We start from the raw sequence: 14,553 nt of genomic DNA on the forward strand, positions 1-14,553 counted from the left end.
AAAATCGTGGATTGAAACTAAACTTGCTATTCATCTCCAACCACAAGGTGCAGGAGCCCGTCGACCCGCTCCAGACCGGCCGGCAGCAACAAGTTTTCAAGCCATCCGATCGCTTCTCCTCGCTCACTGCAATAAGCGAAGAAGGCTCTTTGCATGGCACGCGTGAAGGCGACAAAGAAGGAATTCAGCTCTTCATCCCGTCCGGGTGAAAGGCTCCACCAACTCTGTGCATCGAGACCGAAGAAGATCATTGTGTGAAACTCAAGACCCTTGCTTTTGTGGATCGTCATAAGTGGCACCTGGCCGATGCCTTCGAAGCGATCGAGAGCGTCCGACCAAGCGTCCACAGCTTCGGCGCATTCGCAAAACAGCGTGATGAACCCTGTCCGTACCCGTTCGAAGTCCGCGTCCCGTCTATAGGCGGGAAAGGCCTGGCGCAGCCGATCGGCACCAACAAATTCAAGGGCGATCTGAAACACATGTGCCGCGCTCTCGCCATTCTGTTCGTTATCGCGCATAGCCGCACGCAAAGTGGAGGAGAATTCTTCAATACTTCGCTGCAGCCGCTCCTGTGCTCGTTCATCGCCAGTATCGATGGCGAATAGCGCCTGCAGCTGTTCTTGAGTGGCGTTCCAGGCACCCGGGCTGCGTTTACCAGTACCGAGCCTCAAGAGCGGTAAAAAGATGCCTGTAAGTTCTTCGGCAAGTAGTTCCTGAATCGCAATTCCACCAACATTACGCGCCAAGTTCCTGATCGTCAGGCCTTGCGCTGCAAAAACGTCCGTCAGTTCGGCTTCAACATCGTCGGCGCGCATACGCACGAGAATGGCGCAATCATGCGGCTCCAGAACGCCGTGCTCCATTTCGCTATCGATCCAAGCGGCGATTTGCTGTGCTTCCTGTTCGCGTGTATCGAAACGCCACAGCGCAGCGACCTGACCGTCGACGGCGCGCTGCCCCCTAGCTTCAACGTCTTCTACGTTTGGATCGATGCGCTCCGCAATCACCTGTTGAATGGCGACCAGATCCGCATGAGATCGCCAGTTAAAGCGTAGCGCTAGGTCCACTGCATTGAAGTCAGCAGCAAATTCCTGGAAGGCGTTGTCCATCGCCCCGGCCCAGCCCATAATGCGTTGCTTATCGTCGCCGACGGCTGTGAACACGGCATCACTGCCATGAAAAGCACTCTTCACCAGATCATATTGTGCATATGTCGTATCCTGAAATTCATCGAGGAAAACGAAGGGATAGGTGAGCTGAAGGGCACGCCGGATCGCAGGGTTCTCGCGCAGCAAATAATCGACAAGTCTGTTAATCATGGCAAACGAGAGCAACGTACCGGCTGGACGCTCCAATTGCTCCTGCCAATAAGTATCAAGTAGCTCGCGCCAAGCCGGTGGTATTCCCTCCTCATCGAACGGAAGCGGCGCGCGTGCGATCACCTTTTCAAATTTTTGCCAGCCGATGTCACGCCGACCGTTCCGGGTGAGGAAGTCCTCCAGATCATCGCGCCGCGGAAACCCAATTTCATAGTTGCGGGGCGGCACATAGGGGTGAGGGATCGCAGCCCGAAAGCGGTCTAACATGTTTTTGGTGAACGCGTCGAAGGTAAACGAGTGAAAACGGCGCGCCTGATCGGGCGGACAACGCTTGCCTACGCGCGCCTTGAGCGTCTGTGCAGCATCCCTTTTAAAGCTGATAGCCAGGATGCATTTGGGCGGCAGACATATGCCGGTTTGCAGGAGGTATGCTGCTTTTTGCGCTAGGAATTCTGTCTTGCCCGCGCCTGCGCCGGCGGTAACGCATACGCTTCGGTCCGTTTCGCGCAGCGCTTGCCACGCGCCCGGCTCGAGATCGTCGACGCCCTGAGGCCTCCAATCATCGGGAAGCACCAACATCAATCTGCGCCGTTCTCGAAACCGAGCTTCGTTTTGACATGTTGAACCAGCGCGCAAAGTTCAGGCGGAGCGTTTGCGGCGAGATCTGCCTCCGGAATGCGATTAATCGCGGCGAGGTGCGTTTCGGGTTTGCTTCGGCTCAAGAACAGGTATGGATACCAGATAAAGCAATCATCCCATTCAGGATCGTAGAGACCAGCGTTCCCTCCCTTTTTAAGAGTGGCGGCTTTCTTGCGCTCCAAGGCCTCTTCGCTGTCGTCGGGACCGTGCGCGCCCGGGTCGAGCACCTTGTAGGCGTCTGGAAATGCCGCGAGCATCGCGAAGTCCAGATCGAGTGGATCGGAGAAAAATACACCTTCGTCTTTTAGCGCCTGCATCCATTTGTTTTCAGCACAGCCATCAGTCATCTCTTCGTCGGACAGGGCGGGAAGGTTGGCGAGCTCGACCACTTCCATCATCACATCCAAGTTGTTGCTGAGATCGTTCCCAATTTCGGCGAGCGATCCGACGGTCGCCCTTATCGTGTTCGCACCACCATGTGAGCGCCCCAGGTCGAGATCAATCAGCGTTGCATGCGGTATCTTCAGCGCGTCTAGAAGCCGCCAAAAGTGATCGACATGGCGACCGCCGAGCGGCACAACAGGCACGAAAGAAGGATCAAGAGGGACGTCCATCGCCTCTGCGAGCAGAGGCAACACAATGCGTTCGGAGTCCCCCTCGCCGAGGATGACGAACCGCGCGAAGTAGAGCTCTGGATACGCCCGCACGGCGAGCCGAACATACTTACCCGCCTCGGTCGCATCGTCAGGTAGCGTCAAAGATTTCACCGATGAGGCCCTGCTGGTAGTATCGAGCCGGAAGTAGCGCACCTCGTCCGGCTCGATACGGCTCAAAATGCTGGCGCTGTGGCTAGAGATCAGTACTTGCGCAGAGCTGAGCGCTCCGATGTCGCGCGCTTGGTTCATAATGCGAGAGAGGAAGAACGGCGACAGGCTGTTTTCCGGTTCTTCGATGGCCAGAATCGTAAGATGAGCACGCCGCAGCTTTTCCTGATCGAACGGGCTATCGGCAGCGGCCAGACGCAGAGCATCTTTTTCGGTTTCAAGCGTCGCCGCAGTTAGAGCTATATGAAAGAGAGAGCGTTGACCGTCGCTTAGGTCGGCAAGCGCCCGCTCGCGACCGGCCTCATCGGGATGGAATGCAAATTCGACGCGCCTGACCAGTTCCTCGAGCCGACTTTCCACAAGTCTGAGCACCGGCGTCGTATCTGTGTCGGCTTCGTGGACCTGCCGCCAGCGCTTCGTAAGCCGCTCGACGATGAATTCTGCGGGTGCTTCGCGCTCAAAACGCTTCTGGATCAGCTTGGCTCCGCGCTCGGTCGTCCTGGACAGGCGATCCGACCATTTCGCAGCCCGCCACAAACGCCCCTTAAGCAAATCGGTGACACGATCCGCCGGATTACGGGTTGCAGGCACATAAACAAGTTGGATGGTGCCACGATCAACGGCGGCGACCCTTTGGCACTCATCCCAATCGTAATCATCACCGAGCGTACCAATCCAACGAATATCCTCTTCCACCGTCCCATCGGGAGTTCCGTCATCCGTCCAGACTGCCTGCAGGCGTATGCGCGCTTTAAGCGGTTCTCCAGGGCCGGTTGCTGCCATATGGTTGAAATAATCCGGCACGGCGTCGGCCGCCACCGCCTCATCAAGACCGTCTAGTTCTGGGAAGGACAGGATACACTCGATCGACAGCGTCGCTCCAGAAACGAGCTCGGTTTGATCAGGCCTAAGATGAAAATCGCGTGTCTGGATCTGTCTTTCTGCACTTGAGACACCAAAAAGCCGTGCTAACGCCTGAAGCGCCGCCGTTTTTCCGGCTCCGTTTCCGCCAACCAATGCCGTAACCCCGTTTTCAAACCTGAGAGTTTCAGCCTCTGCGCCGAAGCATCGGAAGTTCCGTATAATAAGTGTGTCAATCTTCATCCGAGTTCCCTATAGTTCCATTTCTTCAAATCGGTTTTCTGCAAATTCCCAACGGCCCAAGACGCTCTAGATGTATTTACGATAGTCGCTACTTACTCTTTGGCCCGCAGGAACATACTTCAGCACATCACCAACCTTCCGTGCCGCCCGTATCGGAATAGGCAGCCTTTGATTCATTTGCGTTGAGTTCCAGTTAACCTTCGTGAGGCTGAAGACCTCTTTCGCGATCTGTTCGATGGTACTCTCGCTTTGCGGGTGCGGGCAGAGCAATAGAGGGTTCGGGACATAGAGGCCGGGATAGGTCCCATAGTAGGGAATGCTGCCGTTGGTATAGAGCAGCCCATTTCCGTCCAACTCAACGAAGGTGCCGCGGAGGACAGGGAAGTCGCCGTCGCGCAGCACCTTGACCGAATAACTCTCGTGAACCCAAACGAGATCGCGCAGTTCCACACCTGCCTCGTCGAGCGCCTTGCCAACACCCTCGGCCTCGTCTTCACGAAAGCGCGATGTCTTCATGACGATCACGCGTGCCGGCATCGTTCTATGGACCGACTTGTAGGCGGCCAGGGCGTTCTCAGTGAGCTTGTGAGCCTCATCGATAGTGAGAAACGGGTGTCGACCCCGCGACTCTGACTGCGCAGGGCCACCTCTAAGAATGAACCCTCTGCCGCGCTCATCGAACATTTGTGCAGCGCTGGTCCATATCTCGTCGGTTTCGGCATCCTTGAAAAAGCTGATCCCAATGTAACAGGCGGTGAACTCACCTTCTTCCGGCAATCGGCGCCAAGGCACCTTGCCGCTGCCCTTATAATAGAGCGTCGTCATAAGGTTCCATGCGAGATCAGCTCGATCTTGGGTTTGGCGGTCAGAGTTCTCCTTGATCTTGCGAGGGATCTTGGCATCGGGGTTGATGACATCCTCCCAGACAATCTGAATTGAGAATCTCAGGTCCATCGCTCTGGCCTTGAGCAAGCCGCGGAAGTTTGGAGAGGTTTCTTTGCCAGCTTTCGCGTCGGCCGCTTCGTCCTCCATAATTTCGTCATCGCGCGCCCGCTCGTTTCTCCAGACCCGTTCGATCAGCTTGACCGGGAGCGAAACCATGACGACGTCCGGCCGTTCATGATGCGCCTCCAACTTTTCCAGTTGCGCCATAACTGCGTCGACCGCCATTTCCACAGCACGCACATCGCTTGGTTCCTTGGCAATCTTCTCGATCTGACCTTTCGTCAGCACACCGTCTTCGGCAGCCACCATCTCAAACCGGCACCGATAGGGGTTCTGGTTTCTCAACCCGGGAAAGTCTGGGTGCAGGTTCGGGTGTCTTTCGGTCTTACCCTCGAACCCGTCTTCAATCGCATTTAGAAACTCGCCTGATTTTTCGACGGTCAGAGCACTGCCAACGACGCCGACTTTGATGGTGTCGCCTAGGTTGGTTTGCAGCGGACCCGCTTGTAGCAACCCCAATCGCGGATCAGGATGATGATGCTGGTCGCCAAACTCCAGTTCTGGCTCCGGGAAGATTTTTGTCTTGAAGTCGCTCATAGGTCGAAGCTGCCTTGTTCATTCGAGACGGACGGCTTCCTTAACTTCTGCGCCTTAGCGCCCCACACATCCTCGGGCACGCTCTTTGGCAGTTCGATGGAAGGCGGGTCACCAAACTTGATGATGCGATCCGTCTTGGTGTCGGGTGCCAGCAGTTCGCCGGCATCTTCAAATTCCATACCCGACAGCAATCGATGCCACATGATCACCTGGCCTCGAACTGTGCTGTTTGTGTCGAGGCGCTTCTTCCCGGATAACAAGGCATCCGGATAGTTGAGCGCGCGTTCTCCATCCGAAGTGAAATAGTAGGATGGGTTGACGATCAGGTACCATTGGTCCGCCAAGCGCTCGAACCGGGGATGGAATGAATGGTGCCTTACATAGTCGATGGGCCCCTCCCCCTTCGACTTCTTATAGACGCTGACAACGTCGGCCTGTGTCTTCTGCTTTGCACCAAGATAGCGAAACTTGCGCGCCACGACTCTAGGTGTTGGCAAGAAGTAGAATTGTTTTTTCTTTCGGTCCCACCCAAGCAAATCCCGAAAGTCATAGCCCAGAGTATGTCGCAACAGACCCGCAAATTTGTATTGCTGATCCACTGCGTCGTGTTGTGCCAGAAAGTCGGTTTCGATCCTTTCGACCTGATCCCGTTCGATCAGGTCACGGACGGGTGTGGTTAGTGGGTCGCAGAATGTCCAAAGCGAGGTTTCATCGATCATCCAATCGTACCGTTGGCCTTCCCGGACCTTTTTCATCCGGGCGAGCGCCTTCTGGGTGGAGAGCTGTGTCTGTGCGACGAAGATTTCCTCAGGAAGCTGCAATGGCACCATGTTGATGATCGCTTCCTCCCCTCCCCCAAGTGGCGGGACGTAGTAACCATGTCCTTGCTTGGCGACGGTCAGGGCAGCGAGGCGATCTTTCGCACGTCCGTCCAAGACGTCGCGCTCCTTGTCGAACCGCAATGTGCGTTCGGCCTCGCCAACGAGGTTTTCTAGTGACTTCCAAAAGAACGTGTCATCCGAGAGCCTGTAGAGAACCAGAATCACGGGAAGGTTGGAACCACGCCAGTAGTCGAAGTCCGTAGCGCGGACTCGATAGGTGAAACCGGAATCCGTCTCACTCACATAGGTGCCACTCTCAGTAGCCTTGACCTGAACGGCGATCATTTTTGCCGTCGGCTGATCGTCGTCCATCACCTCAGCGATGCCGTCTATCCCTGCTTCGAGCCGTGACCGCCCATCAAATTGGAATCCAATTCGCAAGAATTGAAGGTTAGCTGCCTTCTCCCCGATTTCGCCAATTCGCTGGCTGGTTGTAACTTTCTTATTCACATCTCGATTCCCGAAAACAGGCTTTTCGAGATGTAACACTTTATCTGGAGTAACATAAGGGAGGAGCAACAAGATATGGAGGTTGCCCTTGCAAAAGGTCAAACATGATAGAGAGCGAAATCTCAGTCACCTAGAACGCGGCTGGTGACCATCTCTTGCTACGTCAACTTCTGGATGCGACAACCCATCAAGTTAGAGCCCCTGTGTCAGGGCTGTCTCCAACTCGCCCAAATCATGTACGGCCGTTCGTACCTGTTCGACATCCGCATCTTCCACCGAACCAAGAGCAGCCACTTCCCCCCCAAAATCCATCTCCATCTGACGCTGCTCCTCGGCGATGACGGCTTGAACGACAGGCGCGGTCTTCTTCGGAGCGGCGTCGGCTTGGCCTGACGGTTGACCATCGCCAGCCTGGTTTGCCTTCTCCAAATCGGCTTCTGTTCCCCCTGGCCCATCCGACGGCGGAGTCATCGGCATGGCGCGCACGCTCAGCGGCAGATTGCCCTGCGACCCACCTCCCCCCGGCTTCGGAAACGGCAACTCGCCCGTCTGCGCCCCATGGATCGCCTTGAACAGCCGATCGTCAAAATATTGGATCCGCTTCGCGCGGACCGGCATCTGGGCATCGATGACCATGACGATCTCGTCGAGCGGTAGGCGGCGCGCCTCATCCTCGGGTAGGAGAGAGCTTTCTTCAGTCCGCGTGGATTGGCTGCGGCCCTCGAAGGGGTTTTTGCCGATGGACTGGGAGCGCGTGACGACGGTCTTTGTGGTCTTGCCAACCGCCTTGCTCAGCTCCTCGACGGTCTTCTCATCCGAGGGCGTCAGGTAGAGTTTCACGCCGGCATTGCCCTGCAAGGCGCGGCGGGTGTTCTCCCCGTAGATTTCATCGAGGGCGGGGATGGTCTGGGTGACCACGGCCAAGTGACCGCGATAGGTGCGCAGGGTCTCGATGCTCTCGACCACGATGGGCATTTTGCCGAGGCGATTGAACTCATCGAGCATGATCATCACGGGCCACGGCTCGTCTGGCCCGGGGTCCTTTTCCTGCATGGCCGAGAGGAGATCGGAGAAGAAGAGCCGGATCAACGGTGCGAGCGGCTTCACCATCAGCGGCTGGACGACGAGGTAGACCGAAAAGGGCTTCTTGCGGATCGTCCGGAAATCAAAGTCCGAGACTGCCGTCGCCTCGTCGATCGCCGGGTTCTGCCATTGATCGAGCCCCGAGGTCATCAGGAGCGAAACATAAGAGGTCAGCGTGTCATTGTTGGTCGAGGCCAGCCGGGTGAAGATCAGCTTGGCGGCCCTGTTATCCACCTCATGGCCCCGCGCAAAATACTCCTTTTGCTTGTTCCCGCCCGAGGCTGCGATGCGATAGATCTCGCCCAAGGTCGGGCGCTTGCGCTGGAAGGCCAAAAGCCCCGCCGCCACGAAGAGATCGATGCCGCCCTTGAGGAGGCCCTGCACCCGGTCATTGTCACTCTGCAGGAAGAGCGTCGCCAGGAGCTGCAATTCCATCTGCTGGCGCGCGGGATCTTTCAGCTCAAAGATGCGCAGGAGCGGGTTGTAGCGATGCGTGCGCTTGCCCTCCCAATCGGTGGGGGCAAAGCGATAGACCCTATCGCCTTGGGCTGCGCGGTGCCGGGCCGTGGCCTCGAAACACTCGCCCTTCACATCGAGCGTCACGGCGGAGCCTTGCCAGGTCAGCAGGTTCGGAATGACAAAGCCCGTGGTCTTGCCGCGGCCCGTGGGCGCCACGATCAGCGCATGCGGGAAAACCTTCGAGCAAATGTAATTGGCGCGGGAGCCCGGCGTCCCCAGCTTGCCGAGGATGAACCCGGTCCCTGGCGCCCCGAAGAAGCCATTGGCCTTCATCTCGCGCGCACTCTGCCAATGGGTCTGGCCAAAGCGTGTCAGGGCGGACCCCGACAGGGCGAGGCTCAGCATCAGGCCAGCGGCGGCGAAGCTGCCGATGATCAGGTGGATGAGCTGGGCATCTTCGGGGCGGCGATCGCGGATCGCCAGATAGTTCTGCGCGATATAGGCAAAGTCGATCTCGGCCCCAAAGCCGAGATCCCGGTAGGTCAGCACCGCCGAGGCGATGGTATAGCCCATGGCCCCGGTCACAAGCGTCACCAGCAGGACGCCCGTGGCGATCCGCGCTTTTCCCATGGAGGCGCTCAATGGACCTGACCCCGCTCGGTCTCGCCATCCACGTCTGTCACGCGGTGTTTTTCATATTCGATGTCGGCAAGCTCATCGACCACCTGGCGCAAGGCCTCCGTGTTGGCCGTCGCTGCATCCGATTGCAGATAGACCTTGGCGACATAGAGCCGGTCGAGGCGGTCCTCGAGGACCTTGTCCAGCGCATCGGCATCACCGGATGTGAGCCGGCCCAATTGGCGGTTGTCCAGCACCCGCGCGATTTCGTCGCGGAAAGCGTCCCGCTCCGCCTCGGTCTCGAAGGGCGCGGACAACTCCCCCGCCCGCTCATGGTCCAGAACACGCGCAATCTCGTCTGCGAGGCGGTCGGCACGGTCAGGCTGCGGCGCAGTTTCATCGCGGGTGGCTAGACGTTCGTCACGCGTGCCAACCCCAAGCCCCTCGCGCATCTCGGTTTCGCGGCGGACCTGATTGATGGCCTCCGTGTCGCGTATCTCGACGACGGCCGCATAGGTCGCGCCGAGCCCACGGGCGAGGTGGGACGGCATGTCCGGATAACGCGCGCGTAAGTCATCCGTGACGGCATCTGCAACGGGCGTACGGAGGTCGCGTGCCTCCATGATGCGGTCGACTTCACGGGTGATCTCGCTGGCGCGGGCCGCATCGGTGATGGTCTCCCTGTAGGGCTCAGACCGGTCAATCACATCGCCAGGACGTGCGAGCAGATCTGGGTGTGCCTCGAGATATGTGCGCTGCTCCGTCTCGATCCGGCGCTCCGCCCGTGAGACAACCTCCCAGTCCCGGTCCTCGATCTGCTGCGCTGTCAGGCCGTCCGCGCGCATCTCCTGACGGATTGTCCCTTCCATCGCCCGCACCGCGCCCTCATTATAATGGAAATGCTCGCTGACCGGTTCCGCTTCCATGACACCATCCCGGCGCAGCACGTTCTCGCGCTCCAACAGCGTGCCAAGTTCCACATGCACATCGTTGAGAACGTCGCGCGCCTGTTCCAGATCGGCGCGGCGTTCAAGGTTCAGATCGCGCGCCTCAGCTACTTTGGAGAGATCATTGGCGATCCATTGATGCTCGAGCGCTGCATTTGAGGCGCCCGTCTCGATCCGGGCCACCACTTCCGATGTGCTGATCCCGGTGCCCCGTAGTGCCGCGTCAATGCGCGATCTCAGATCGGGCTCGGCCAGTCGCTCGCGCTGGCTGGCGTCAATATTGGCCTCGGAATAGATCCCGCCCTCCGAGGGCGCGTCTGAGAGCGAACCCGAGCGCAGCCCCAAGGGCTGCATGTGCTGGACCTGCGTCTGGATCTCGATGAGGCGTTTTTCCAGCACGGGACGTTCCGCGTCAGACTTCTCGGCGATCATGCCCTGCACCCGCGCGAGCTTTTCCGCATAGAGGCTTCTCAGATCCTCGAAACTTTGATCCTCGGCCATATACACATCTCCTGTTCGGTCCACCTGCCCGCCATGCGCGAGCACCTCACCCGCGCGAAAAAGTGCTGCGGCGATATCCTCGCGGGCCTCGCGCGAAGCCTCCGCGGCAAGCGAATGGTAGACGGTTCTGGTATTGGCGATCTCCGCCAGCGTCCGGGTCAGGTCCTGCCCCACGCGTTCGCGCTCGCGGGGCGCGCGACCCTCTTCTTTCGCGGCATACACCTCGCTAGTGCGGGCCGGGTAATGCACGACCCCGCGATCCACCCGGCGCGTGGCCTCCAGGCGCACGCCATACTTTTCGGCCTCCTCGACCATGGCGAGGCGGAAATCGTCATAGTTGAACCGATGGTTGCGCCCGAGGAAGAAGAACTCACCTTCCTGCGAGCGGCGGTTCAGCACCAGATGCGCATGCGGGTGATCGCGGTCCTCATGCACCGCGATGATGTAGTCGAAGTGCCCTTCGTCGGTCTGGAAGAACCGCTCGGCCACATCCGTTGCAATGTCGCGCACATCCTCGCCGCGCGTGCCGATGGGGAAGGACATGAGCATGTGTGTGGTCTGGCCCAGCTTGGGCTTGAAGCCCGCATCCCACCGTTTGGCAAAGCGCTCGGTCAGGTCCTTGATGTCACCCGCCTCGAGCTTCGTCTTGCCATCCAGGAACCCGCTACTGTCCACGATATGGGTAGACTTCGTGGTGAGGTAATCGAGCTGGTTTGCGAGCTGCGATTTGGTATGCGTACCCCCGCCTCGGATCGCCTTGAAGACCGCTGGCCGATGCCCCGCAGCCGCGCGCACAAGCTGGCTCTGCTTGGCCACGTGCAGCCCTTGCATCGAGCCCCGAACGCGGCTCCAGCCATCCCGGAAGACCTCGCCCGTGACGGCATGGACAGCATCATTCAGCCGCATGGGCAAACTCCCTCAGCGCGGCCGTGACCTGCAGCTGCATCGCGTTGCGACGGCGGCGCAGGAGCAGATCGATCTCGTCAGCGGAATCCAGAATGAACCGCGCCAGCCCGCGCATCTGTGCGAGGCGCAATTCGGTGAACTCGGCACTCGTGCCCCCCACGGCCGCCTGCCCCATCCGGTTGGCCCGCGTCATCTGTTTGGCGATCTGCGCGACCCCATTACCGACCTCGTGCAGAGAGGCGCGGTAGCGCGCCATCTCTGCTGCCATCTGCGCGTCCGGAACGAACACCCCGCCCGCCGCCTGGATGAGCCGCCGCAGCCCTTCGGCCCGGCTCTCGATCCCGGCGGCGGCCAGCACTTCATCGAACGCCGCAAGCTCCGCAGCCGTAACTTTCACACTGACTGCTGAGACCGGAATAGCGGTATCGGTCTGGCGCTCGGCATCAGCTTTCAAGACGTAGCGCACGGCGCGCGATGTAACCCCGAACCTCGCAGCCAGCTCGGTCGTCGACACACCCTCCGCGGCCTCGCGGACGATCTGCATCTTCTCGATCTCTGTCAGGCGTTTTGTTCGGGACATGCGGAAGAAAGACCCCCTATTTCCTGCCACCTTCCACCAAGGCTGCTTCCACCTTACGATAATATACCTAGCTGTCAATTATATAGTTACGTCGCATTCAGTCTCAGGCAGCCTTGGTGTCCGCTTCCCCCGCGGCCCAAAGGGGCGCGGGTCTGCCCCTCACCACCAGCACAGCCTCCAGCTTCGGAGGCCCCCTTCTCCAGCACCGCCCGAGGGTCTGGCCGAACACGCATGTGTTCGGACGGAACCGCAGGCGGGCGCAAACCCCACCGACAGGGCGGACAGGCAGGGTCAAGGAGGGCCAGATTTGGGCCCCCAAATCTCTGCCGCAAAAACCGGGAGGCCCTGGCCGATAGGTTTTTGTGGATGGCCCCCTTGAGGCTGACTGGCCGGTCTGTCGCGGCCTGATCATTCCGGGCGGAGTGCGTCCGTTGAACGCGCAGGGACCGGCACCAAGGGGAGGTCGCTGTCGGCGATCACCCGCGCCGGTGACGGCATCCCTGGTACAGGGATCGGGCCGCCCCAAGATCGTCCTGGGGCGGCCCATCCTCGTCAGAGGATTTAGTCCTGGGGATCTTTCGCGCTCGGTGGGAACATCACCAGCTCCGAGACCGCGACCGGGAAGTCGAGCTTGAGGCTGAAGAACTCCGAGCCGTCCCCGTTGCGGGTGTTGCGGAACATCGCACCCACGCGCTGAAAACGGGTGCGCTCCTGGCCATCGGTATCGGTGAACTTGACGGGGACGGTGGCGACGTAGTGGTTGGTCATTTGGGTTACTCCTTGTTGCGATGGGGATCACCCGGCACGGGGGCAAGAGGCCCGGTCGCAAGCGCAAATGCGGAGGGTCCGCGGCCAGCCGTGGAAGCCGTATTTGTGCTTGCCGAAGCGTGAGCTGAGGGCACGATTGGGCCGACCCCGTGCGATCCACATGCATAGCAAAAAGGAGTGACCCGGATGACCCATGCCATCACCCCGCCGCCACCATCCGCGTCCGCGTCCCGCCACGTCTGGCCGGGGAGCTAACGGAGCCCGCCCGCGTGGATGCGATGTTCCGAAACGCCACCCGAGGGTTGTGCAGGTCTTCAGCCTCATGTGTGCCGTCTCGACCCCTAGGTCTTGCGCTGCTGACAATGTGCGAGGTGCGCACCATCCCCAGCCCATACCGATGCGGATGGGCCGCACTCTGACGGACTGGGTAGAGGGATGACGGTGCTGGCCGCCGCGAGCTGCCGATCACGTGTGACCGATCGCACGCGCCATGAGACATGACGAAAGGGCCGCGCCAAGCGCGACCCTCTCAATTCACTCCTGCGACGCCTTCTTCGCCGGGTCCGCAACCCGCATGACCGTCAGGCCTTTCGCTTCCGCCTTCTGCCCGAGGTTCATCGCGACCCCGTTGCCACCGAAGAGAACAACCCCCGTCGCCGCGAACTTGTCGTCCAGCATCTCATCGTTGCACTTGAACGGTGCCGCCCGCCCATGCGCGGACCAGCGCGGATCGAAGCGCGCCTGTGCTATCCCGCGTGCCCGGGCCCACCGAGCCGCAATCATCTCCGCCCCGTGCTTGCCACCCTTGTGGCAGAGGAAGATCTCCTGGTTGCGGTTCTGCTTGATCCGTTCGCGAACCTTGTCGAGCGTATTAAAGATCGCATCGACATCGGTCCAGTCGGTGGCGCCTGAGACGATCAGGGGAACCCCCTCAACTTTCGACTTCTCAGCGGTTTCGCGATCATGCTGTTCCAAGAGCTGTCGTGCCTCGAAGACCGCCCCGGTCTCCTGCGCCCGGACGCTCGCGCGCGACCCGGCTGCCGGGATGAAGGCGTGGCCCGTCTCGGTCTCGTAGCATTCCGCCGCTGCCTCGCTCATCACCTCGATGGCGCTGACAATCTCGCGCAGCTGCACGAAGCGCGCCTGCGCCTCTTCGAGCGCGGTCTCGGCGATCTCCGATCCGTCGTGGGATTTTGCCAGCGCGCCGATCTTGTCGGCGGTGCGGTCGACCTCCTTGCCAAGCGCCACCTTGCGCCGCTGCAGGATCGTGGCGAGCCCATGGGCCAGCGGTTCGATTTCGGCTTCAAGCCCGGTCCCGCGCATCTGACCGAGCAAAGCCTCGAAGCTTTCGCGGATGATGTGGTCGGTCAGGATGTGATCCTCGGGGATCGGCAGTTGCGCGTCCTTCTCGGTCAGTCCGAAAAGCTCGATGGTCTCGTAGGTGTTCGCATTGTCGTAAGCCATGTCTGGTCTCCAGTGTTCGGTTCCAAGGCCACCACGTGAGTGTGGGGGCATGGCCGAATGCCTGGTTTCCGAATCTGCCCGGGTCAGGGACGGCGCAGCCGCCGGCTTGCCGGGCGAAAAAGTTTTCTGCGCGCAGCACCCGACACACGCGCACCCTCACGCACGGGACCGCCCCACACCAATGGCGCCGCCCTCGTTGAAAAGTTTTGCGATCCTTGACGCGGGCTGATTTGGGGGCCATCCGGAGGATATGCTTCCGCATTCATGTGTGTGTGTTTCGACGGTAGGTTTGCCCGACCTGAGCAGGCAAACGGCCCGACCGGACGCGGGAGACGGATGGAGCGGCGGGATCGTTTTGGCCTCGGGCCAAAACAGACCAGAGCGCAATCCGGCGGAGCGGCCGGGGAGGGACGTGCTCGCGAGGCGGGCAAACCGGGATGCCAAGTGCTGCGCCGCGGTGAGGCCGCA

At 60.0% G+C, this 14,553-nt stretch carries 9 protein-coding genes; all 9 read right to left on the reverse strand.

Features of this window, described 5'->3' with window-relative positions:
• Positions 1-26: 26 nt before the first annotated feature.
• Positions 27-1,898: an ATP-dependent helicase gene (locus Q0949_RS15070; RefSeq protein WP_299373976.1), complete on the reverse strand. Its 1,872-nt coding sequence runs from the start codon at positions 1,896-1,898 to the stop codon at positions 27-29.
• Positions 1,898-3,886: an AAA family ATPase gene (locus Q0949_RS15075; protein WP_299373979.1), complete on the reverse strand. Its 1,989-nt coding sequence runs from the start codon at positions 3,884-3,886 to the stop codon at positions 1,898-1,900. Before Q0949_RS15075 ends, Q0949_RS15070 begins: the two co-directional genes overlap by 1 nt.
• Positions 3,887-3,952: 66 nt before the next feature.
• Positions 3,953-5,428 (reverse strand): hypothetical protein, encoded by a 1,476-nt coding sequence (locus Q0949_RS15080; protein WP_299373982.1) that lies wholly within the window; start codon positions 5,426-5,428, stop codon positions 3,953-3,955.
• Complete coding sequence (locus Q0949_RS15085) at positions 5,425-6,759, reverse strand: DUF4365 domain-containing protein (RefSeq protein WP_299373985.1); 1,335 nt, start codon at positions 6,757-6,759, stop codon at positions 5,425-5,427. Before Q0949_RS15085 ends, Q0949_RS15080 begins: the two co-directional genes overlap by 4 nt.
• 192 nt (positions 6,760-6,951) lie before the next feature.
• Positions 6,952-8,931, reverse strand: a complete 1,980-nt coding sequence (locus Q0949_RS15090) for a type IV secretory system conjugative DNA transfer family protein (protein WP_299373987.1) — start codon at positions 8,929-8,931, stop codon at positions 6,952-6,954.
• A gap of 8 nt (positions 8,932-8,939) precedes the next feature.
• Entirely contained in the window at positions 8,940-11,273 is a 2,334-nt protein-coding gene (locus Q0949_RS15095; protein ID WP_299373990.1) for a relaxase/mobilization nuclease domain-containing protein, read from the reverse strand.
• Positions 11,260-11,853, reverse strand: a complete 594-nt coding sequence (locus Q0949_RS15100; RefSeq protein WP_299373993.1) for a helix-turn-helix domain-containing protein — start codon at positions 11,851-11,853, stop codon at positions 11,260-11,262. Before Q0949_RS15100 ends, Q0949_RS15095 begins: the two co-directional genes overlap by 14 nt.
• A 561-nt stretch (positions 11,854-12,414) precedes the next feature.
• Positions 12,415-12,621: a hypothetical protein gene (locus tag Q0949_RS15105; RefSeq protein WP_007120662.1), complete on the reverse strand. Its 207-nt coding sequence runs from the start codon at positions 12,619-12,621 to the stop codon at positions 12,415-12,417.
• A 534-nt stretch (positions 12,622-13,155) separates the two neighbouring features.
• Positions 13,156-14,085 carry a DUF2493 domain-containing protein gene (locus Q0949_RS15110; protein WP_299373996.1) on the reverse strand — a complete coding sequence of 310 codons (930 nt, stop codon included), beginning with the start codon at positions 14,083-14,085 and terminating at the stop codon, positions 13,156-13,158.
• Positions 14,086-14,553 lie beyond the last annotated feature (468 nt).

The organism is uncultured Tateyamaria sp., from assembly GCF_947487805.1.
Taxonomy (GTDB): domain Bacteria; phylum Pseudomonadota; class Alphaproteobacteria; order Rhodobacterales; family Rhodobacteraceae; genus Tateyamaria.

Bases quoted from the DNA above. Each gene is read 5' to 3' on its own strand.
- Q0949_RS15110 (WP_299373996.1), bottom strand. From the start codon at position 14,085: ATGGCTTACGACAATGCGAACACCTACGAGACCATCGAGCTTTTCGGA.
- Q0949_RS15100 (WP_299373993.1), bottom strand. From the start codon at position 11,853: ATGTCCCGAACAAAACGCCTGACAGAGATCGAGAAGATGCAGATCGTC.
- Q0949_RS15090 (WP_299373987.1), bottom strand. From the start codon at position 8,931: ATGGGAAAAGCGCGGATCGCCACGGGCGTCCTGCTGGTGACGCTTGTG.
- Q0949_RS15070 (WP_299373976.1), bottom strand. From the start codon at position 1,898: ATGTTGGTGCTTCCCGATGATTGGAGGCCTCAGGGCGTCGACGATCTC.
- Q0949_RS15095 (WP_299373990.1), bottom strand. From the start codon at position 11,273: ATGCGGCTGAATGATGCTGTCCATGCCGTCACGGGCGAGGTCTTCCGG.
- Q0949_RS15075 (WP_299373979.1), bottom strand. From the start codon at position 3,886: ATGAAGATTGACACACTTATTATACGGAACTTCCGATGCTTCGGCGCA.
- Q0949_RS15080 (WP_299373982.1), bottom strand. From the start codon at position 5,428: ATGAGCGACTTCAAGACAAAAATCTTCCCGGAGCCAGAACTGGAGTTT.
- Q0949_RS15105 (WP_007120662.1), bottom strand. From the start codon at position 12,621: ATGACCAACCACTACGTCGCCACCGTCCCCGTCAAGTTCACCGATACC.